General features: G+C 49.7%; 17 protein-coding genes. 7 read left to right on the top strand and 10 right to left on the bottom strand.

Annotated elements, in window-relative coordinates; translation table 11 throughout:
- Positions 1–14: 14 nt before the first annotated feature.
- The 8 genes from GM173_RS02600 to GM173_RS02565 form a co-directional block, all read right to left on the bottom strand.
- Positions 15–590, bottom strand: coding sequence for a chalcone isomerase family protein (locus GM173_RS02600; protein WP_203569765.1), 576 nt, complete (start codon positions 588–590; stop codon positions 15–17).
- Positions 591–659: 69 nt separating this feature from the next.
- Positions 660–1,862, bottom strand: coding sequence for an acetyl-CoA C-acyltransferase (locus GM173_RS02595; RefSeq protein WP_203569764.1), 1,203 nt, complete (start codon positions 1,860–1,862; stop codon positions 660–662).
- A 188-nt stretch (positions 1,863–2,050) separates the two neighbouring features.
- On the bottom strand, positions 2,051–4,447 hold the full coding sequence (locus GM173_RS02590) for a 3-hydroxyacyl-CoA dehydrogenase/enoyl-CoA hydratase family protein (RefSeq protein ID WP_203569763.1): 2,397 nt from the start codon (positions 4,445–4,447) through the stop codon (positions 2,051–2,053).
- Positions 4,448–4,511: 64 nt separating this feature from the next.
- Positions 4,512–5,828: an OmpP1/FadL family transporter gene (locus GM173_RS02585; RefSeq protein WP_203569762.1), complete on the bottom strand. Its 1,317-nt coding sequence runs from the start codon at positions 5,826–5,828 to the stop codon at positions 4,512–4,514.
- 75 nt (positions 5,829–5,903) lie between these two features.
- Positions 5,904–8,360: an acyl-CoA dehydrogenase gene (locus GM173_RS02580; protein WP_203569761.1), complete on the bottom strand. Its 2,457-nt coding sequence runs from the start codon at positions 8,358–8,360 to the stop codon at positions 5,904–5,906.
- 19 nt (positions 8,361–8,379) lie between these two features.
- The gene (locus tag GM173_RS02575; RefSeq protein ID WP_203569760.1) at positions 8,380–9,024 is read right to left on the bottom strand and encodes a TetR/AcrR family transcriptional regulator; all 645 of its coding nucleotides are present in this window, start codon (positions 9,022–9,024) and stop codon (positions 8,380–8,382) included.
- Between the two features lie 118 nt (positions 9,025–9,142).
- A complete protein-coding gene (locus GM173_RS16275) occupies positions 9,143–10,462 on the bottom strand; it encodes a leucine-rich repeat-containing protein kinase family protein (protein ID WP_203569759.1) in 1,320 nt (439 codons plus the stop codon).
- A complete protein-coding gene (locus GM173_RS02565) occupies positions 10,459–10,860 on the bottom strand; it encodes a YchJ family protein (RefSeq protein WP_239078210.1) in 402 nt (133 codons plus the stop codon). The genes GM173_RS16275 and GM173_RS02565 overlap by 4 nt, the downstream gene beginning before the upstream one ends.
- Positions 10,861–11,098: 238 nt before the next feature.
- On the opposite strand from GM173_RS02565, the gene GM173_RS02560 reads away from it, so the two are divergent.
- From GM173_RS02560 to ahpF, 3 genes are all read left to right on the top strand, one after another.
- Positions 11,099–11,785, top strand: a complete 687-nt coding sequence (locus tag GM173_RS02560) for an HAD family hydrolase (protein WP_239078321.1) — start codon at positions 11,099–11,101, stop codon at positions 11,783–11,785.
- A 122-nt stretch (positions 11,786–11,907) separates the two neighbouring features.
- Positions 11,908–12,471 carry an alkyl hydroperoxide reductase subunit C gene (gene ahpC / locus GM173_RS02555; protein WP_203569757.1) on the top strand — a complete coding sequence of 188 codons (564 nt, stop codon included), beginning with the start codon at positions 11,908–11,910 and terminating at the stop codon, positions 12,469–12,471.
- A gap of 167 nt (positions 12,472–12,638) precedes the next feature.
- On the top strand, positions 12,639–14,201 hold the full coding sequence (gene ahpF / locus GM173_RS02550) for an alkyl hydroperoxide reductase subunit F (RefSeq protein WP_203569756.1): 1,563 nt from the start codon (positions 12,639–12,641) through the stop codon (positions 14,199–14,201).
- 142 nt (positions 14,202–14,343) lie between these two features.
- On the opposite strand, the gene dut is transcribed toward ahpF, so the two are convergent.
- Both dut and coaBC read right to left on the bottom strand, forming a co-directional pair.
- Positions 14,344–14,793 (bottom strand): dUTP diphosphatase, encoded by a 450-nt coding sequence (dut, locus tag GM173_RS02545; RefSeq protein WP_203569755.1) that lies wholly within the window; start codon positions 14,791–14,793, stop codon positions 14,344–14,346.
- Positions 14,794–14,864: 71 nt separating this feature from the next.
- Entirely contained in the window at positions 14,865–16,064 is a 1,200-nt protein-coding gene (coaBC, locus tag GM173_RS02540) for a bifunctional phosphopantothenoylcysteine decarboxylase/phosphopantothenate--cysteine ligase CoaBC (RefSeq protein WP_203569754.1), read from the bottom strand.
- Positions 16,065–16,114: 50 nt separating this feature from the next.
- On the opposite strand from coaBC, the gene radC reads away from it, so the two are divergent.
- The 4 genes from radC to GM173_RS02520 all read left to right on the top strand — a co-directional run bounded on the left by radC (position 16,115) and on the right by GM173_RS02520 (position 20,950).
- Entirely contained in the window at positions 16,115–16,789 is a 675-nt protein-coding gene (gene radC / locus GM173_RS02535) for a RadC family protein (protein WP_203569753.1), read from the top strand.
- Between the two features lie 296 nt (positions 16,790–17,085).
- Entirely contained in the window at positions 17,086–18,306 is a 1,221-nt protein-coding gene (locus tag GM173_RS02530; RefSeq protein ID WP_203569752.1) for a branched-chain amino acid ABC transporter substrate-binding protein, read from the top strand.
- Between the two features lie 72 nt (positions 18,307–18,378).
- The gene (locus GM173_RS02525) at positions 18,379–19,380 is read left to right on the top strand and encodes an AraC family transcriptional regulator (RefSeq protein WP_203569751.1); all 1,002 of its coding nucleotides are present in this window, start codon (positions 18,379–18,381) and stop codon (positions 19,378–19,380) included.
- Between the two features lie 67 nt (positions 19,381–19,447).
- The gene (locus GM173_RS02520) at positions 19,448–20,950 is read left to right on the top strand and encodes a serine hydrolase domain-containing protein (protein WP_203569750.1); all 1,503 of its coding nucleotides are present in this window, start codon (positions 19,448–19,450) and stop codon (positions 20,948–20,950) included.
- Positions 20,951–20,959: the final 9 nt, after the last annotated feature.

Genomic DNA, 20,959 nt, shown 5'->3' with positions numbered 1-20,959 from the left:
CCAGCACATCAACATCAGCCCTTGCCAAGTAAAGCCTTTTTTAAATCTTCATTCACGGGTGCCTTACCCAGCCAGATTGACAATAAAGCATCCGCAAACACATCACCCTCAATCACTCCTGCGGTTCGCCCCCGCACCAAGACTTTACTGCCTTGCCCTGCAATAAAATCCAGCGTAATGACATCGCCTTTAGCGACACTTTTCACTTCGTTAAAAATCTTCTCGAGCTCTGCTATCTTTGGCTGCAGCTCTTTCAATTGATTCACCGATAAATTGGCTTGCAAACCATCAAGCAATGCTTGGTACAAGCTAGCCGCATCAACCTGACGCAACATGGTCAATTGCATTCGTCGTGGCGTATTGGCTGCCAACACGACTGCAGCATCCGACGACTTAGCACTCAGATATAAAGCAGCCACATACACTTCAAACATCATTTTTTTACGCACACCAGCACCATTGAGTAGCAAAGCACCATCAGCACTTACAACCTTTTCCGGCACAACCACGCCCGACAACTCAACCGCATAAACTGGCGCAACAGCAGACAATCCAGCAGCAAACATCAAAGCAAGCAGTGATTTTTTCATTTTCAGCTCCAAAAAAAGCCCGTAATCCAATGAGATACGGGCTTGATGAGTTAATTTAACGCCTGTCGTTTATAAAACTTGCAAAATCCCTGCTGCACCCATACCGGTGCCGATACACATCGTCACCATGGCGTAGCCTGACTTCCCTTCTCCGCGCAGGCCATGAATCGCCGTTGCCGCACGAATCGCACCAGTAGCGCCCAGTGGATGGCCCAACGCAATTGCGCCACCATGTGGGTTAACAATCGACATATCTAAATTCAGATCACGGCTCACCGCCAAAGCTTGCGCAGCAAACGCTTCATTAAGCTCAATCCACGCCAAATCCGCCAAATTCAGACCCGCTTGTTTCAGCGCAGCAGGAATCGCTTCTTTCGGGCCAATCCCCATAATTTCCGGTGGCACGCCCTTAACCGCAAACGTCACGTATTTCGCCAACGGCGTCAGATTAAATTCTTTAAGGATTTTTTCAGACACTAAAATCAGGGCGGCAGCGCCATCAGACATTTGCGAGCTATTACCTGCCGTCACACTTCCCTTCGCCGCAAACACGGTTTTCAACTTCGCCAAACCTTCTGCACTGGTGTCCGCACGCGGGCCTTCATCTTGCAATAGCGTTTTATTGACAAGTTCAACTTCACCCGTTGCCAAATTCGGAATACGGTAGGTCACATCCAGCGGCGCAATTTCTGCCGTAAACTTGCCTGCTGCGGTGGCGGCCAAAGCGCGGCGATGCGACTCAACCGCAAACGCATCCTGATCTTCGCGGCTCACTTGCCACTGCTGTGCGACTTTTTCCGCGGTCAAACCCATACCATACGCAATCGCGACATTTTCATCGGTTTCGTAAATACTCGCACCAAGCGACAATTTATTGCCGCCCATTGGCACCATCGACATCGACTCAGTACCCGCTGCGATCATCACATCAGCTTCACCAAGACGGATTTTGTCCGCAGCCAACGACACCGCATTAATCCCTGACGAGCAAAAACGATTGATCGTAATACCGCCAACGGTATTTGGCAGTCCAGCCAGCAGCGCGCCAATCCGCGCCACATTCATGCCTTGCTCGCCTTCCGGCATCGCACAACCGGCGACCACATCTGCCACCAAAGCGGGATCAAGATTCGGTACTTGCGCCATCGCCGCTTTAAGCACATGCGCCAATAAATCATCCGGCCGCACACCCTTCATCATGCCACGCGGCGCTTTACCGACAGGCGTTCGCACCGCGGCGACGATATAAGCTTCTTGAATCTGTTTGCTCATTTTGAGCTCCTGAAATTATTCGGCCAAGGCCAAACTTAATTCTCACCAGAGCGTGAATTAAAAGTTGCGAGCCCCCGAAAGAGTGCGACGACCGGAGCGCAGGAACCGGAATGTACATCGAGTACATAAGGATTCCGAGCACCGCACGACGCGCTATAGCGGGATGCGCAGCTCTTTTAAGCGCGCTCTTAGTTGCGTAGGGGTTTATTGAATTCAATCATGTGCATAATGCGCTCTTGGGTTTTGCCTTTTTTCAGCAAGCCCATAAACCGCTCACGCTCCAACTTCAGAATCCAATCTTCGTTCACCAAAGTCCCCGCATCCACATCGCCACCGCACACAATCTCGGCAATCTGCACACCAATATGGAAGTCGTATTTGGAAATAAAGCCGCCTTCCAGCATATTGACTAACTGCGCCCGAATCGTGGCTGCGCCTGAACGCCCCGCTACGGCAAACGCCTTCGGACGCACCGGAGCGCGGTATCCGCTGGCAGCCATTGCACGCACTTGGGCTTGCGCCACATACAGTAACTCATTGGCATTCATCACGATGACGTCGGATTCTTTTAGATAACCGATTTGCTGACCTTCTTCCGCGCTCGTGCCGACTTTAGCGGTTGCCATTGCGAGGTAATAATCTTTTAGCACTTCCAAGATATTGCCATTTCTCGCCAAGCGCGACGCGCGCAGTGCGAATTCCTTGCAGCCACCGCCCGCGGGCAACAGGCCAACACCCACTTCAACCAAACCGATATACGTTTCCACGTGCGCCACCACACGGGCGCAGTGCATTAGAAATTCGCAACCGCCACCAAAGGCATAACCTTGCGCCGCGCCAACTACCGGTACTTTGGCGTATTTAATCGCTTGCGAGGTGTTTTGAAATTCTGCAACCATGTTTTCAATCGCGGCAAAATCGCCAGTCATAAATGCGGGTCCCATACTCATCAAATCAGCGCCGACCGAGAACGGCGCAGTCGAGTGCCAAATCACCAACCCAGGGTGGTATTGCTCTGCAATCTTGATAGCCTCTTGAACACCGGCCAATACATTGGCACCAATGCAATGCGCCTTGGTTTTAAAACTCAGGACAGGAACATCATTGGCCGCGGTGCCGACACTCGCTGGCGGCAACCACATCCGCACGCTATCGTTTTCAAACAACGTTTCGCCAAAATCCGGCTCAGCTTCGCCCAATACCGTCGGCGGATAAAATTGTCGTTCGTACACCGGCAAGTTCGAGCGACCAACCAACTGTGCAGTCGCGGCGCTGAATGAACCTTGTGGCGTATGCACGCCATCTCTTGCCATCACCCAAGCTGGCAGCGGTGTATTCGACAGCGTTTTACCTGCAGCAATATCTTCATTAATCGCCGTTGTAATCGCTTGCCAGCCAGCCGCTTGCCACATCTCAAACGGGCCTTGTTCCCAACCGAAACCCCAGCGAATCGCAAAATCGACATCGCGCGCATTATCGGCAATGTGCGCTAGCTGCACCGCGATGTAATGCCACACATCGCGCAGGCAAGCCCAGATAAATTGCGCTTCTGGATTTTCGGACGCTCGTAAAGCGGCAATTTTGGCGGCGGCATTCGGATTTTTGAGCAGCGCTTTGACTTCATCCGACGCTTTTTGTCCGCCAGCAATATATTCACCGCTCACTGGATCAAGCATCAGCACGTCTTTACCGACTTTCTTAAAAATCCCTTGCCGTGTTTTTTGCCCCAAAGCACCGGCGGCAATCAAGCGATTGAGCCATTCTGGCATCTGGAACAAGCTATGCCACGGATCATCGTACAAGGTATCAGTCATCGTTTTGACGACATGTGCAAAAGTATCCAGCCCTACCACATCGGCAGTGCGAAACGTCGCGGATTTAGGGCGACCTAATTTTGGCCCAGTTAAATCATCAACGACATCAAAACGAATACCGAACGTTTCCGCATGGCGAATCGTCGCCAGCATTGAAAATACACCAATACGATTGGCAATAAAATTCGGCGTATCTTTGGCACGAACCACGCCTTTGCCTAAGCGCAAAGTCAGAAAAGTTTCCAGCACATCAAGGGTATCGCCCTGGCAAGCCTTAGTTGCAATGAGTTCAACCAGATACATATAGCGTGGAGGATTAAAAAAATGAATCCCGCAGAAACGAGATTGCATTTGCGCTGGTACGCTGGCGGCGAGTTTTTCAATCGACAAACCCGAGGTATTACTTGCCAGAATCGCGTGCGGCGCAAGATGCGGTGCGATTTTGGAGTACAAATCAGCCTTCCAATCGAGTCGCTCGGCAATCGCTTCAATCACTAAATCGCAATCGGCCAATAGCCCCAAATCGCTACCATAATTCGCCGGCGTAATGCCATCCACTCGACCTGCCGACATCAATGGTGCGGGTTTAAGTTTTTTTAAATTGTCCAAGGCTTTCAGGGTAATCGCATTGGGATCACCCTCTGCCGCTGGCAAATCAAACAAAATGGTATCAATACCTGCATTGGATAGATGCGCGGCAATTTGCGCGCCCATCACCCCTGCGCCCAGCACCGCGACGCGGCGAATTGGGCTCGTTGCTGAAAAAGTCATACTTAGTTCCTCAATTCGGCACAATGCGAGCAGCGAGTTGGGCGCCGCTCAGCACTGTTTGCAATCAAAAGCGATGGTTGTATTGCATACCCAAGGTAATTGAATCCACACTGTAGTTACCATTGATGGTGCCCGCGGCTTTTTCGCTGGCATCCAATGGTTTACGATTGATGGTTGAATCTTTGAGCTGCACATAAATGGCGGCTAAATCGATGGAGTTGTTTTTATTGATGTTGTAACGCGCACCCAAGGCATACCAAATCCGATCACTATCGGGAATACTGGCGATACGCTCAGCTTCATTGCTTTCTGGTGATTGGTCGTAAGCAAGACCAGCACGGAACACCCAAGACGCATTTGGCGTATAAATCGCCCCGACCGAATAGCGATTGGTGTCGCGCCAATTGGTCACAGTCACGGTATCGGTACGACCCGTCGCTTGAATGCGGATTTCATCAAAGCGTGAATGACCAGTCCAGGTGTAATCGGCCGTCATCGCCCACTCAGGTGTGAATTGATGAAAACCATTGATCGAGAACGATTCAGGCGTTTCTACATTTAACTTCGCGGAAGTATTTTTCAAGCTGCGACCAATCGCGGTTGGCTGCAAAGCGGCTGGCACAGTGAATTTCAAATCACCTTCCAAGGTATGCCGAATTTTTGAGCGATACGCCAAACCCACGCGCGTCGCGTCGCTGATGGTAAACAATGCACCAAAATTGTAACCGTAGCCAATATCGTCACCCTTGACCTCGGATTTGCCGTCGTAGGCTTTATTACCAGACAGTGCAGAATTTGCCGCCGCCCCTAAATCCAAGGCTTTCGAGAGCGTACCTTCAATATATTGCGCACTCAGACCCGCCCCCAAGGCAACCGTGTCATTCACTTTGTAGGAAATCGAAGGATTCAAATTGATCGTTTTGATTTCACTTTCTAGCGTTTGATAACGGCCAACCCAATCATTTTCGTAATCAGTATGCGAGCCAAATGGCACAAACAAGCCCACACCGACAGTCATTTTGTCGTTGATTTGGTACGAGCCATACATATGTGGTACGGCTGTCGTTACACCAAAATTACCACCGTTACCACCGGTAATCGTTTTGCCTGTTGCGGTCGTCGACTTAATATTCGTGTACTCACCATCGGGCATAATGACGTTCAAGACACCACTCACTTGCGCACCTTCCAAGCGACTGAGACCGGCTGGATTGTAGAAAATAGTTGACGCATCCATCACCTCGGCTGCGCCCGAATTGGCGACCCCTTGGTTACTGGCACTTTGTGTACCAAAGTGATAGCCCGATGCCATGACCGAAGCCGAACCTAGCATTAAACTGCCAGCACCAATCACTTTTAAGGAACGTACAAGCTGTTTCATATTTGAATCTCCAAGGGGTACCGCGTTGAGTCGAGTTAGCTCCGAATTAACTCAGTCGCCAACATTTATTCTGCTTCACACAATCGACCGATGAATTGCATCTACATCGGCAGTTTCTAAATTTGCATCAAAATCATCGACCATAATCACTTCGCGTTTTAAGCGGCGCGCCCGCACGATTTCGCTATGCTCTTCTGCGGTGATCAAGCCCAAAGACAAAGCTTCCTGTAAACGCGCTTTGGCAGTAATCGATTTGAGTTGGCCGTCACGCTGTGCCCGGCGTAATTTGCTTTCGATGCCTTCGGTCGCGATCACCGCTTTCAAAGCATGCTCCAGCACGCCAACCGAGTCGGCTTCATCCTTACTCCGGTACATAAACTGCACCAAACGATCCCGTGATGCGGATGGCTCCATCAAATTGCGCGCGATCCGAGTGCCGACGCGATCAGCGGGCTGCGCCAACGTCATGCCACAAGGAAACACCACGCGACGCGCAAACCAAGCAACGAAACGATTTGGATGGTTGGCTAAAAAGCCATGCATTGCTTCTTGGCAATCGTAGAGTGCCGTTTCTACCGCCCAACGCACCAAAGGACGATCTTCTTTGGGTTGACCATCGTCGTGGAATTTTTTCAATGCGGCGGTCGCAATATATAAATTCGACAACATATCGCCCAAACGCGCAGACAGCTTCTCTTTGAACTTCAAGCTACCGCCCAGTGTCGCCATGCCGGTATCGGCCAAGAAGGCAAACGCCGATGAAAAACGCACGATGTCACGGTAATTTTGTGCAGTTGGCCCCTCCACCGGAGCAGTAACAAATCGAGCCCCTGTCAAACCCAACCAAAAGCTGCGCACCATATTGGAAATCGCAAAGCCAATATGCCCGATTACCGCATCATCAAACGCCACCAAATCTTTGTTCATCGCCGCTTTGAGTTCACGTAGCACAAATGGATGGCTACGAATCGCACCTTGACCAAAGATAATCATGCTGCGCGTGAGAATATTAGCGCCTTCGACAGTAATCGCTACGGGTATTGCGTGGTAGCCTAGAGCTAGATAGTTACGCGGACCAATACATACCGCTTTACCCCCATGCACATCCATTGCATCGTTCAATGATTTGCGCATTTTTTCGGTATTGTGGTATTTCAAAATACCTGAAATTACCGACGGTTTTTCGCCCGAATCCAGTGCCGTCAGCGCCAAGCGTTGTGCCGCATCCATTTGATAGGTGTAGCCACCGATGCGACCCAAGGCTTCATCAACCCCTTCAAAGCGACCAATCGACAAACCAAACTGGCTACGAATCCGCGCATAAGCACCCGTGGTGTACGACGATAGCATCCCTGTTGCCACCGACATCGCCGGTAGAGAAATGCAACGGCCGACCGACAAGCACTCGACCAACATTTTCCAGCCTTTGCCAACGAAATCTTGTCCACCAATCACCCAATCCATCGGAATAAATACGTCCTTGCCCCAGTTCGGGCCGTTCTGGAACGCGCTCGTACCTGGATAATGACGACGACCAATTTCAACACCTTCGTGCGTCGTTGGAATCAAGGCGCAGGTAATGCCGATGTCTTCTTGTTCACCGAGTAAATGTTCTGGATCATAAAGTTTGAAAGCCAAGCCCAAAATGGTCGCTACGGGGCCTAGCGTGATATAGCGTTTTTCCCAAGTCAGGCGAATACCAAGTACGTTATCGTGAAACACACCAGTGCGTGGATCGGTGTAGCTACCACGCGCCACCACACCAAAGTCAGGAATGCCACCGGCATCAGAGCCCGCCTCTGGGCTGGTCAAGGCAAAACAAGGGATTTCTTCACCCACCGCCAAACGTGGCAAATAGTAGTTTTTTTGCTCAGGCGTACCGTAATGCTGCAACAATTCACCAGGGCCGAGTGAATTAGGCACCATTACTGTCACCGCAGCGGAACCCGAACGGGTAGCAATTTTGGTTACCACGCGAGCATGGGCGTAATTACTAAATTCTTTACCGCCGAATTCTTTCTTGATAATCAAGCCCAAAAAGCCATTTTTCTTGATGAAATCCCACGCTTCAGGCGAAAGATCTTTGCGCTTTTGGGTGATCTCCCAATCATTGAGCATTTCGCACAATTGCTCAGTCGGGCCATTTAAAAATGCTTCCTCTTCCGCACTGAGTTTCGGTGCTGCGTATTGATGCAATTTGGCAAAATCAGGTTTACCTGAAAACAAGTCGCGATCCCACCATACGGTGCCGGCATCAACTGCTTCTTGCTCCGTTTGCGACATCGGTGGTGTGATTTTGCGGAACACGGCGAACAAAGGTCCAGTTAAAATGGCACGACGTATTGGCTTGAGATTAAGTACCAACAAAGCCACCAATAAGATACCCGCCATTGCTGGATGCGCACCCTGCTGCAAAACGGCATAGCCAGCACCGATCAATAGTAGCAATGAACTCCACCACAACGGCGCGCGCAAATACGCCAATACCCCCAACAAAACCACAACAGCGATAATGCAAATTAAGATGGACATGTGATTCTCCGAGTGGTTTTTAGTTTGCTGCTGGGCTATTGAGGCCAGCAGCAATAAAAGGCAATAACATTTGAGCAACCAGCTGTGGATCACGAGCATTAACCAGTGGTTGCGGCATAAACAAGCGCATAACGTTATTGCCAGCAAATGCGTTAAACATTGCGCTAGTCATAAAGTGAAAACGCCAGTTAATTTCTGAATTAGACAGATGTGGCAAGGCATGGCTGAGCGCTGCCAAGTATTTGCGGGTCAACTCACCATAGCGTTGTGGAAGTTTTTCTTTTAAGACTGGATTCGGTTCGACGTAGCTGCGAGCAAGCAATTTCACAAACACCAGACCGCCGTATTCTGGATTGCTCCCCATTTCCATCGCCGCGGCCATAAACGCTTGCGCGACTTCAACTGCGGAATAGTCAGCCTTGGTAGTCGTGAGCTCATCAATTTTGCGAATGGATAATTGCGCAAATGGCTCAGCACGGCGCTCAAAAACCGCTTGAAACAAGCCGTCTTTTGAGCCAAAGTAATAGTTCACAGCCGCAATATTCACGCCTGCCGAGCTAGTAATTTGCCGCATCGAAGTACCGGCAAAACCATGCTCGACAAACAACAACTCTGCGGCATCTAAAATGCGCTGCGATGTTTCAAGCGCTTTTCCGGTTTCCATTTCCTGCTCCAGCGATAACTTGATTTAAGTCAAATTCAAACGACTGTTTGAAAGTTAAATCTTGTCACTACGGAAGTCAAGTAGGGAACGCTAATCTAGGGAATTTACTTAGGTTTTTCTACAACAAGGCATCCAAAGTAGCCAACACTGCAGCAAACTGCGGACGTTGCGCCACATTAGCCTGAACGCACTGCGCTTGCAGTTGGCGCAATCGCGCAACACGCAGATCTATATCGGATGAACAGCGCTCGAGTAGTTCTGCCAATAAACAACCAAAGGCTCTCACCTCAACTTTTTCAAGCCAGTTCGCCCAAGCGCATTGCGTTTGATAAAAAGCCGCCGCACCAAAATCGCCCAAGAAAACGTGCCCCGCAGCATCATGCAAAATATTGTGCGCATATAAATCACCATGCACGATGCCACGCTGATGCAAATGCAGCGCCGCAGCAGCCACACCCCGCGCGATCTTCAGCATCACTGGCCATGTAAAACTTACATCTGCCCGATACACATCGCGCGTACAACTGGCCAAACTGGGCGGCTGCGCTAACACGGTAAAGCTTGACGCGATCAAAGGCACTAGCAATCCTTGCGACTGCTCGGGATGCTCAATTAATTGCGCCAAAACGCCAATCAAATGAGGGTGCGAGCCTGCCGCACAGCAGGCGGCCATTTCTGAGGCGGGCAAGCCATCACTGGTTACTTGCCCTTTAAATAACTTCATCGCTGCATCACACACACGATCCGCAGCACGATATTGCACCTGATAAATCGCCCCCGAAGCACCCTCACCCAGCAACTGCCCCACCACCAAATCATCCCATGCCACCTGCGGTAAATCTTGCTGCATAAGGTGTTGATGCTCAATTGCAGCGCCAAGTGGATTACCACCGATGGCCAACCACGCTAAACGCGGCAATTCAAACAACACTTCAGGCAACGCGGCGAAACGATTGGCAGCCAAGCGAATCAACTCTAACTGCTGACAGTTACCCAAATTTGCCGGTAAAGCCGTTAATTGATTACCCGCCAACATTAGTTTTTGCAATTGCGCGCAATCGCCAATGCTGGGCGGCAATTGAGCTATTTGGTTATCAGTCAGCACCAACCAACGCAGCGCTTTAGGCAAAGACGCATTTGGCACAAGACGAATTTGATTCGCTTTAAACCCAATCATCGTCAACGACGAACATCGCCCTAATACGGCAGGTAACTCTGTAAACAAATTATCCGAGCAAAAAATAATTTGCATCTTATGCAAACGCCACAAGTCATCGGGCAAACTCGACAATTGATTGCCTGAAAGATTCAGGATTTCCAAACTATCGGCCAGCTCAAAAATCTCCAGCGGAAACTCAGTCAAGCCGCACGACAAATCCAGTCGCTTGATGCCGTTTAATTTTCCGGCCCGAAGCTGCTGCAGAGTATCAAGGCTCACTCCGCCACCTCACCATCCAGATAAAACCAGCGACCTTCCTCAAGAACAAAACGGCTTTTTTCCATCAGGCGATGTGCTTTGCCGCCGATTTTATAGCGAGCAACAAAATGCACTTCACCTTGATCGCCCTGCTCATTCGCAAAATCGACCTTTAAACCCAGCCACTTCACTGCCGCATCATCAGTCAAATCCAAATCAGTAGGTCGCGTCGACACATGCCACGTTGCCATCAGGTAATCTGACAAACCCAATACATACGCGCTATAACGCGAACGCATTAAGGCTTCTGGCGTTGGTGCCGCCAGATTCACGTGATAAGTGCCACAGCACTTTTCATAACTAGCAGCGCGCCCACAAGGACAGCTTATGAATTGAGATTGGGTATTTTTGGCGGTCATTTGAACTTCAAGGCGAGTAAACTAGGGTCTATTGACGTTTGGTTTCCCGCCGCGTTGGAGCGATTTTATTTGTATAACAACTCGGTTTGGCGGATTTTGGTCTGATGCTGCGTTACAAAGCACTGGCGTAGAATGACTACGCTGCGCGCTTCGTGCCTTACCTCAGGCCAAAATCCACACAAACGCGGCTGGCAAACCAAACGTCAATAGACCCTTATTGTTGAGATAAATCGTGAATATGGCAATAAAAATCACCGAAACACGCACAAAAATCGCCGCCGCTATTTTTGATATGGATGGATTATTGATTGATAGCGAACGAATGTCGCTCGCCTGCTGGCACGACGCCGCGCTTGAGCTGGGCCATACGATTAGCGAGCATATTCCACTGGGCATGATCGGCATGCATTCATCCAAAACTGAAAGTTATCTACGTAGTGAACTAGGTAAAGACTTTCCAGTGATGACGCTGCGCGCTCGTACGCACGAGATTTACCTCGAGCGCAGCCAGTCCGCAATTGACTTGCGCCCCGGCGTACTTGAACTATTGGATTATCTGCGCGAACGCGCCATCCCTTGCGCCGTGGCGACTTCAACTCGACGCAGTATCGCGATCCATCACCTAGAAACAACCCGATTGCTGCCTTACTTCCAATTTGCTGTTTGTGGCGACGAAATTACTCACCCGAAACCAGCACCCGAAATTTACCTCAAAGCCATCGCCAAATTAAACGCGCAAGCGGCTGATTGCATTGTCTTTGAGGACTCCAACTTTGGCGCGCAAGCAGGCCATGCCGCAGGTTGCCGTGTCTTTATGGTGCCTGATTTGCGCCCAGCTCTGCCAGAAACCAAAGCGCTAGGATTAACCATCGTCGATTCACTACATCAAGCCAAAACAATCCTCGCTGGAGAACTTCCTCGGTAATCGGTTGAAAGTGACGATTGATTTTTTCTAACAATTAGATAAAAACATACAATTTTATCTATCAATCCATCTTCTTTATCATTCACTTGTCGCTTTCAAATTTACCCTAAAGGAAATACAACATGGCTATCATCAATACCGTTATCAAACCATTCAAAGCAACGGCTTACCACAATGGTCAATTCATCCCAGTGAGTGACGAGTCACTCAAAGGTAAATGGTCTGTGGTGTTTTTCTACCCAGCCGACTTCACTTTTGTTTGCCCAACTGAACTCGGTGACTTAGCCGACGTGTACGGTGAATTCCAAAAGCTGGGCGTAGAAGTGTACTCAGTTTCGACTGATACTCACTTCACACACAAAGCTTGGCACGATGCATCTGACACCATCGCCAAAATTCAATACCCAATGATTGGCGACCCAACAGGCACGATCACCCGCAATTTTGATGTAATGATCGAAGAAGAAGGTTTAGCGCTACGCGGCACTTTCGTCATCAATCCAGAAGGCGAAATCAAAGTCGCAGAAATCCATGACCTCGGCATTGGCCGTGACGCGAAAGAGTTGTTGCGCAAAGTGCAAGCCGCGCAATACGTAGCGAGCCATCCAGGTGAAGTGTGCCCAGCTAAATGGACACCAGGTGAGTCAACCCTGAAACCATCGCTCGACTTGGTTGGCAAGATCTAATCGCTTCAACGCAGCTTAATCCGTGCCGCTGCGGCGGCATGGATTTTAATGATCAGCCCATTCAACGACTCAACAGCCATGTATCGACACCTAGCCATTCATTAACAAAGGCTTTATCGATATACCCACGATTTGGCTTATCAATAAAATTCACCGGAGTAACAAATATGCTTGATGCCAACATCACAGCCCAGCTATCGGCTTACCTTGAAAAACTGCAACACCCGATTGAACTAATCGCTTCGCTCGACGACAGCGCTGCGGCGGGTGAAATTCGCCAGCTCATTAACGAAATCGCCGTACTAAACAGTAAAATCAGCGTCCGTTTTGACGGCAACAATGCGCGCAAACCGTCATTTGCCATTGCCAGAGTGGGTGAAGCACCGCGCGTGAGTTTTGCGGGCATTCCACTAGGTCACGAATTTACGTCTTTAGTGTTGGCCTTATTGCAAACAGGCGGTCATCCACCACGCATTGATGACGCAACGATTACCACGATCAAATCGATCAAAGGCCGCTTTGAATTTACGACTTTTGTTTCCTTGTCGTGCCACAACTGCCCCGATGTCGTGCAAGCGCTCAATTTGCTTTCAGTACTGAACCCGAATATTCGCCACGAAATGGTCGACGGTGCACTGTATCAAGCCGAAGTGACAGAGCGCCAAATCATGGCCGTACCGACGATTTTGCTCAACGGCCAGCCGTTTGGCCAAGGCCGCATGAGCTTAGAAGAAATCATCGCCAAACTCGACACCGGTAGCAGCGAACGCCAAGCCGAAGAAATCAGCGCCAAAGCCCCGTTCGATGTCTTGATTGTCGGCGGCGGCCCTGCTGGCTCAGCCGCTGCGGTGTACGCTGCTCGTAAAGGCATTCGCACTGGCGTCGTGGCTGAGCGCTTTGGCGGCCAAGTGCTCGACACGATGGGTATTGAGAACTTCATTTCAGTCAAAGAAACCGAAGGCCCTAAGCTTGCCGCAGCACTTGAAAGCCATGTGCGTGAATACGAAGTCGACATCATGAATCTGCAACGCGCAGAAAAATTGATCGCCGCCGAACACTCCGCCGATAAATTAATTGAAATTCAATTAGCAAGCGGCGCGACGCTCAAAAGCCGCAGCGTCATCATTTCCACTGGCGCACGTTGGCGCGAAATGAATGTGCCGGGCGAACAAGAATACCGCGGCCGCGGCGTCGCTTACTGCCCGCACTGCGACGGCCCGCTATTCAAAGGCAAACGCGTTGCGGTAATTGGCGGCGGCAATTCGGGCGTTGAAGCCGCGATTGATTTGGCGGGCATCGTTGCGCACGTCACTTTGCTGGAGTTTGGCGACACGCTGCGCGCAGATGCGGTATTGCAAAACAAACTGCGCAGCCTCGCTAATGTCACCATCATCACCAACGCACAAACCACTGAAGTTTTGGGTAACGGCCAAAAGGTCAGCGGCTTGGCCTACACTGATCGGGTCAGTGGCAATGCGCAGCAAATCGAATTAGAAGGGATTTTTGTGCAGATTGGTTTGCTACCGAATACCGACTGGCTCAAAGGCACGCTCAACTTAAGCCCGCGCGGTGAAATTGAAGTCGACAGCCATGGCCGCACCTCGCTCCCCGGTGTCTTTGCCGCCGGCGACGCGACCACCACGCCATTCAAGCAAATCATCATTGCGATGGGCGAAGGCGCAAAAGCATCGCTCAGCGCATTTGAATATTTGATTCGGGATGGGAAGTAATTAGTAAAAAAACCGCCAGTCACTGGCGGTTTTTTATTCAGACAAGAGCGCAGCCTTAATCTAGGTATTTTCATACGAACTAAATTTATCAATGCATAGCAAGCAATACACCCTGCAATATACAAACATTACATTAAATAGCTTAATGCTTGCCCGTACTTCCAAAACCACCCTCGCCGCGGGCACTCTCAGCAAATTCGTCAACGATATTAAAGCCCACTTGCACCACGGGCACGATGACCAACTGAGCGATGCGTTCGAGCGGCTGAATCGTAAAGCTGGTACTGCCACGATTCCAAACTGAAACAAAAATCTGCCCTTGGTAGTCTGAATCAATCAGGCCGACCAAATTTCCAAGCACAATGCCGTGTTTATGCCCCAAGCCAGAACGTGGCAAAATCATCGCAGCCAAGCCTGCGTCGTTCAAATGCAGCGCCATCCCTGTCGGTACCAAAGTCGTTGCGCCCGGTGCGAGTTCAACTGAGGAATCTAAGCAAGCGCGCAAATCAAGACCTGCCGAACCGCTGGTAGCGTAAGCGGGCAGGTTTTCTTTTAAGCGGTCATCTAAAATTTTAACGTCGATGATGGTCATGGTTACTTCCTAGTAAATTAAAAATGATGAACCCTACTCTGCACCATAGCGTGCAAAGTACAGCGAAATAGTTATTCAGTTTTGGCGGTTTGTTCTGCGTCGTACAAGCGAGCAATATGCGCAATTAGCTTGCGCGCGATATCAATTTTTGGCGCGCGGGCAAGGCGGGTTTCGCCACTGTCGTCGAGCAAAATCAGCTCATTATCTTCACTGCCCATCGCTTGTTGCACCAAATTGGCAGCGAGCAAAGGCAGTTTTTTCCGCTTGCGCTTCGCTTCGGCGTATTCAAGTAGGTTTTCCGACTCGGCAGCAAAGCCCACACAAAACGGTGGATTTGGTTTAGCAGTGATATTGGCCAAAATATCGGGATTAGGCCCCAACTCCAAAGTCAAAATATGCGCGTCTTTTTTGATTTTTTGCTCAGATGGATTGAGCACGTAGTAATCCGACACCGCCGCCACACTGATAAAAATATCAGCCGCAGCGATTTCGTTTTCAACCGCATTGAGCATTTGCTGTGCGCTTTGCACATTAATCCGGCGCGCCCCCACCGGCGTTGGCAAGGCGGTTTCACCCGACACCAAAATCACCTCAGCGCCCGCCTCATACGCCGCGCGCGCAATCGCGTAGCCCATCTTACCCGAGCTAGTATTGGTAATACCGCGCACCGCATCAATCCGCTCAAACGTTGGGCCAGCGGTAATCAACACCGTGCGACCCAGCATCAGCTTGGGCTGCAAGCCCGCTTCAAAAAACTCAAAGATGTGTTCAGCTTCGAGCATGCGACCATCGCCCACTTCGCCACATGCTTGCTCGCCAGAGCCCGGTCCCAAAATCACCACGCCATCTTCAATCAATTGCGCTACATTGCGCTGATTAGCTGGGTTTTCCCACATTTGTTTATTCATTGCTGGTGCGACGATCAGCGGACAAGTTCGCGCCGCCACCAATGTAGTAAGCAAATCATCGCAATGTCCGTGCGCGACTTTAGCCAAAAAATCGGCCGACGCCGGTGCAACCAGCACCGCGACAGCACCACGGGTTAAATCAATGTGCGCCATATTATTAGGCATCCGCGCATCCCATTGATCGACAAACACCGGATGACCCGATAGCGCCTGAAAGGTCACCGCGCCAACAAAATGTGTCGCCGCCTCAGTCATCACCACATGCACTTGATAGCCGGCCTTGACCAATAGCCGCGTTAATTCAGCGGATTTATATGCGGCTATGCCGCCAGTAACACCCAAAACGATTTTTTTATGACTCACAGCGTAAGCCTCTGCTATAGCGAATAGTCGAAGTTTAACAAGAAAAGCCTATGTCCATCACCGATTGGCCAGCAGATTCTCGCCCACGGGAAAAATTACTCCAGCATGGCGCGGCAACGCTCAGCGATGCTGAATTGCTAGCGATCTTTTTACGCGTCGGTATTCCCGGTAAAAGCGCGGTGGATTTAGCCCGCGATTTGCTGTTGCACTTCGGCTCTTTACAAGCTTTGTTTCAAGCCAAACTCAGCGACTTTGATGCCATCAATGGCGTCGGCAGCGCCAAATACGCCCAGTTGCAATCCGTGCTCGAGATGAGTCGCCGCGCACTGATTGAGCAGCTCAAAGCACGAGATTCATTTACCAATCCCGCTGCGGTGCGAGATTTTCTGCAATTGCGTTTACGCGGTTTGCATCATGAGGAATTTCATGGTTTGTTCTTAGATAACAGCTACAAACTCATCGCAGCAGAGAAACTTTTCTCGGGTACTTTGTCTGAAACGCGGGTTTATCCGCGGGAACTCGCTCGCCGCGCGCTGGAGCACAATGCCGCCGCGCTGATCGTGGCACACAATCATCCTTCGGGCTGCGCCGAGGCCTCACCTGCCGACCTATTACTAACTCGCCAATTGCAGCACGCACTAGAGTTACTCGATATCAAGCTACTGGATCACTTTATTGTTGCGGAACACGCCGTCGTATCACTCGCTGAGCTGGGTCACCTCTAGGCTGATGCAAGCCCGTCGCAAGCATCGCCACACCAATCAGTCGCAATTTTGCAACAATTCAAACATGAACATCACACTGAAGGGGTCTGATTTTTTGCGTCAAAAACACATTAAAACCGTCATAAAGCATCTGTTACGCTCAATTTAATACATGACTGTTGCTACACAGATACAGGAAAACACTCATTTAAGCGCCCAATTTGCCCAAGCAAGATTGATTGCCTTCTAATGGCAAAGTACTTTGAACCTTGACTGGTACTTACAGAATAATTATTTGACCCATCTGGAGAAACTCGATGACCATCGCTCGTCTCAGCCTTATCGCAGCAGCTGTTTTATCCATTACAGCCTGCGGCAAACAAGAACCTAAAGCCCCAGAAGCAGCCAGCGCACCAGCCGCTTCGGTTGTTGAAGCCGCACCAGCACCAGCGACTGAAATCACTGTCATTAAAATCGGTCAAGCAGGTCCTTTGACTGGCAATATCGCGCACCTGGGTAAAGACAATGAAAATGGCGTGAAAATGGCCATCGACGAAATCAATGATGCAGGCGGTGTAGACATTGGCGGTAAAAAACTGAAAATCGAAATGATTTCAGAAGACGACCAAGCCGACCCGAAAACCGCAACTACTGTAGCGCAGCGCTTTGTTGACCAAAAAGTGCACGGCATCATCGGCCACTTGAACTCTGGCACTACCATCCCGGCTTCAAAAATCTATAACGACGCGGGCATCCCACAAATTTCTCCATCAGCCACTGCAGTTGCCTACACGGCACAAGGCTTTAAAACCGCTTTCCGCGTAATGGCCAACGATGCACAGCAAGGTAAAGTATTGGGTCAATTCGCTGTTAAAAATGGCGCGAAGAAAATCGCCATCATCGACGACCGTACCGCCTACGGCCAAGGTCTAGCAGATGAATTCGAAAAAGCCGCTGTTGCTGCAGGCGCAACGATCGTGAAGCGTGAATTCACCACTAACCAAGAAACTGACTTCAATGCGATCTTAACCGGCATTAAAGCCACTAAGCCTGATTTGATTTTCTTCGGCGGCATGGATGCACAAGGCGCACCACTGAAAAAACAAGCGAAAAAATTGGGCATCAATGCAATCGTGATGGGTGGCGACGGTGTACAAACACCTGAATTCATCAAATTGGCGGGTGCTGATGCAGAAGGCATGCTGGCTTCTATCCCTGGCGTACCAACTGAATCAATGCCAGGCGGCAAAGAATTCTTGGCAGCCTACAAAGCGAAATTCGGCACCGACGTCCAACTTTATGCGCCATTTACTTATGACGCAGTGAAAGTGATGGTCGGTGCAATGCAAAAAGCTGGCTCAGCAGAACCAGCAAAATACTTGCCAGAACTTGCAAAAATGGAACACAAAGGTATTACTGGCCCTATCGTATTTGACGAAAAAGGCGACTTGAAAGACGGCTCTGTAACCATTTACGCAGTCAAAGGCGGTAAATGGGTAATGAAAGAAATCGTCGGCCCAGCTCCAGCAGCTCAGTAATTTTTAACTAAGTACGACAAAGGGAAGCCTCAGGCTTCCCTTTTTTTCATCACCGCAATCACCACGCCCCTCATGATTGACGATCACGTTTACCGCATTCATTTAGCCATCAGCTATATCCACGCTCATTTTGATCAAGACATTCAATTGGCCGATTTAGCCAAAGCCGCGCATTTTTCACCCTACCATTTTCACCGCGTGTTCACTGCTATGCAGCAGGAAACGCCGAATGATTACCTGCGCCGCATTCGCATCGAGCGCGCGGCCAATTTACTATTGATTTACCCGCCCTTTCCGATGCAACAAATTGCACTCGATTGTGGGTTTAAATCACAAGCTTTGTTTTCGCGCGCTTTTCGCACTCACTTTGGCATGACCGCCCGCGACTGGCGAAAAGGCGAGCAATGGACTCTGGACGGGCTTAGCTACAACTGGCGTCAGCAAAATAATAAAAATATTGAAAACACCACGCAAGATAGCAAGAATTGCAAAGTATCCCATCCAGATACAACCCTAGAATCAATACCCAATACACAACGACAAGCCGCACTGGAAGCAGCAAGCAATGGCGAATTACCAAGGCAAATTTCGGCGCTTAAATTTGAAAAAATGCCAAGCTATCGCTGGGTGTATTTTTGGCAACATGGCGTCGCACTCGAACAAATGTTTACTTTATGGCAACGCGTAGCGCGCTGGGGGCAAGCACATGGCTTGACGAATGCGAACAGCCGCTTGGTTTCACGCATGCTCGACAACCCAAACGTAACCGATCATCAGCGTTGCGAATACGCCGTTGGCTTGCTAGTCGATACCGACTTTCAAGCCGAACGCAATATGCTCGTTGCCGATATTGCAGCGGGACAGTATTTGGTCGTTGATTTTTGCGGCACCGTCGCCGATTCGATGCTGCTGGCTGCCTATGTATTTAGCTATTACTTGCCGCACAGCCAATGGGAATTTGACGAAACACGCGACGGCCATACGCTAGGGCCAATCAAAGACCCACAAGAAACACTAACCGCCAACACTGAATTTACTTATCAGTTTTGTACACCAGTAAAGAAACGAAAGTAGAAAAAGCAAAGTATTCGGCTACAAGCAATGATAAAAAAGTCTTTTAGACAGATACCCAAGGATAATAATGCACCACCGCCTCATTGCAATCGCAATCGTTACAGCACTCAGTCTAAGTCAATCTTTGGCCAGAGAACTCCCCACCAGCTCGCCCGAGGCGCAAGGGATCGATTCGGCACAGCTTAATGCGGCGCTAAAAGAGATTCACAAATCAGGCAAGCCAATTGATAGTATTTTAATCATGCGCAATGGGTATATCGTGTTAGACAGCTACTTTTACCCTTATCAGCCCAATACTCTGCATGATTTGCGCTCAGTCACCAAAAGTGTAACTTCTACGATGCTAGGTATTTCAATTCAGCAAGGAAGACTCAAAAGTCTCGATCAAGCGATGCGACCTTTTTTCGCCGAACAACTACAAAGCGATATTGATCCACGCAAAGCGGCCATTACACTGGGTAATTTGGTGGATATGCATTCAGGGATTGCATGGTCTGAATGGCCGTATAACGAGCAATCCAGCGTCTATCAGATGATTAAAAGCCGCGACTGGAATCAATTCGTGCTCACGCAAAAAATGGACGATAAACCGGGGCGGACTTTTAATTACAACGGTGGCAATATGAATTTGCTATCCGAAGTGATACAGCAGGCTTGGGGCAAGCCGATGCAAGACGTTGCTAAGCAGCAACTTTTTAAGCCCTTAGGGATTGCACAATTCACTTGGGAAAAAAGCCCACAAGGCCAAACTATTGGCGAATCCGCTTTAATGCTCACACCGCACGATTTAGCGCGACTGGGCCAATTGTGGCTGCAAGATGGCGTTTGGCAAGGCGAGCGTTTACTGCCCGTTGGCTGGACCGCCAATTTGATCGCAGAGGCCAAAGCAGCTGAAACCTATCCCTATCGCCGTGGATTTTGGTTAAATTTAGATCAACACTATTTTCAAGCAGCGGGTCGACACGGGCAATTTATTCGTGTCGATCCTGCTCAGCAGTTGGTGATCGTAACAACCGGCAGGATTCCTGATCAAAATGTTGATGAATCGACCCTCAATCAATTACATCAGTTAGTCAAAAACAACAGTCCCTTACCCACGAATGCGATTGCAGAAGCACAATTAATAGAGACAATTCGTGCGCTAAGCTCGCCACCAGACGCCAATAATACGCGTGACTTAGGCAAAGATTGGTATAACAAAACGTGGCGCTTTGCGGCAAAGCCATGGGGCATCGAAGCGATCAATATCAAACCTGACCCCAAGGATGATGGCGCTTTAATTTGGGAAGTCGACTGGAAAGGAGATCGGCTTGCTAAAGGTAAAAATATTTGGCCCGTCGGGATCGATGGCGCTTATCGCAGTAAGCCCGATATCAATGCAGGCAATCTAAAACTATACGCACGAGCGCGCTGGCTAGATGAACATACACTGGAATTACAAACACGCTACAACGAAGGTTCTACCTATTGGAAATACACCTTTAACTTCAACAAAAACAAGGTTGAACTCAAATATACTGATGACGAATATAGTATCGGCCAAGCGACAGGCCTACTGATCACACCATAAAGGATTAAT

Origin of the sequence: Deefgea chitinilytica, assembly GCF_016881405.1 — a bacterium.
Taxonomy (GTDB): domain Bacteria; phylum Pseudomonadota; class Gammaproteobacteria; order Burkholderiales; family Chitinibacteraceae; genus Deefgea; species Deefgea chitinilytica.
The sequence above is the reverse complement of the archived record's forward strand: the minus strand, read 5'-3'. Positions and strand labels throughout refer to the sequence as shown.

Bases quoted from the DNA above. Each gene is read 5' to 3' on its own strand.
- GM173_RS02600 (WP_203569765.1), bottom strand. From the start codon at position 590: ATGAAAAAATCACTGCTTGCTTTGATGTTTGCTGCTGGATTGTCTGCT.
- GM173_RS02525 (WP_203569751.1), top strand. From the start codon at position 18,379: ATGATTGACGATCACGTTTACCGCATTCATTTAGCCATCAGCTATATC.
- GM173_RS02560 (WP_239078321.1), top strand. From the start codon at position 11,099: ATGGCAATAAAAATCACCGAAACACGCACAAAAATCGCCGCCGCTATT.
- GM173_RS02520 (WP_203569750.1), top strand. From the start codon at position 19,448: ATGCACCACCGCCTCATTGCAATCGCAATCGTTACAGCACTCAGTCTA.
- GM173_RS02530 (WP_203569752.1), top strand. From the start codon at position 17,086: ATGACCATCGCTCGTCTCAGCCTTATCGCAGCAGCTGTTTTATCCATT.
- GM173_RS02565 (WP_239078210.1), bottom strand. From the start codon at position 10,860: ATGACCGCCAAAAATACCCAATCTCAATTCATAAGCTGTCCTTGTGGG.
- ahpC (WP_203569757.1), top strand. From the start codon at position 11,908: ATGGCTATCATCAATACCGTTATCAAACCATTCAAAGCAACGGCTTAC.
- GM173_RS02585 (WP_203569762.1), bottom strand. From the start codon at position 5,828: ATGAAACAGCTTGTACGTTCCTTAAAAGTGATTGGTGCTGGCAGTTTA.
- GM173_RS02580 (WP_203569761.1), bottom strand. From the start codon at position 8,360: ATGTCCATCTTAATTTGCATTATCGCTGTTGTGGTTTTGTTGGGGGTA.
- GM173_RS02575 (WP_203569760.1), bottom strand. From the start codon at position 9,024: ATGGAAACCGGAAAAGCGCTTGAAACATCGCAGCGCATTTTAGATGCC.
- ahpF (WP_203569756.1), top strand. From the start codon at position 12,639: ATGCTTGATGCCAACATCACAGCCCAGCTATCGGCTTACCTTGAAAAA.
- radC (WP_203569753.1), top strand. From the start codon at position 16,115: ATGTCCATCACCGATTGGCCAGCAGATTCTCGCCCACGGGAAAAATTA.
- GM173_RS02590 (WP_203569763.1), bottom strand. From the start codon at position 4,447: ATGACTTTTTCAGCAACGAGCCCAATTCGCCGCGTCGCGGTGCTGGGC.
- dut (WP_203569755.1), bottom strand. From the start codon at position 14,793: ATGACCATCATCGACGTTAAAATTTTAGATGACCGCTTAAAAGAAAAC.
- GM173_RS02595 (WP_203569764.1), bottom strand. From the start codon at position 1,862: ATGAGCAAACAGATTCAAGAAGCTTATATCGTCGCCGCGGTGCGAACG.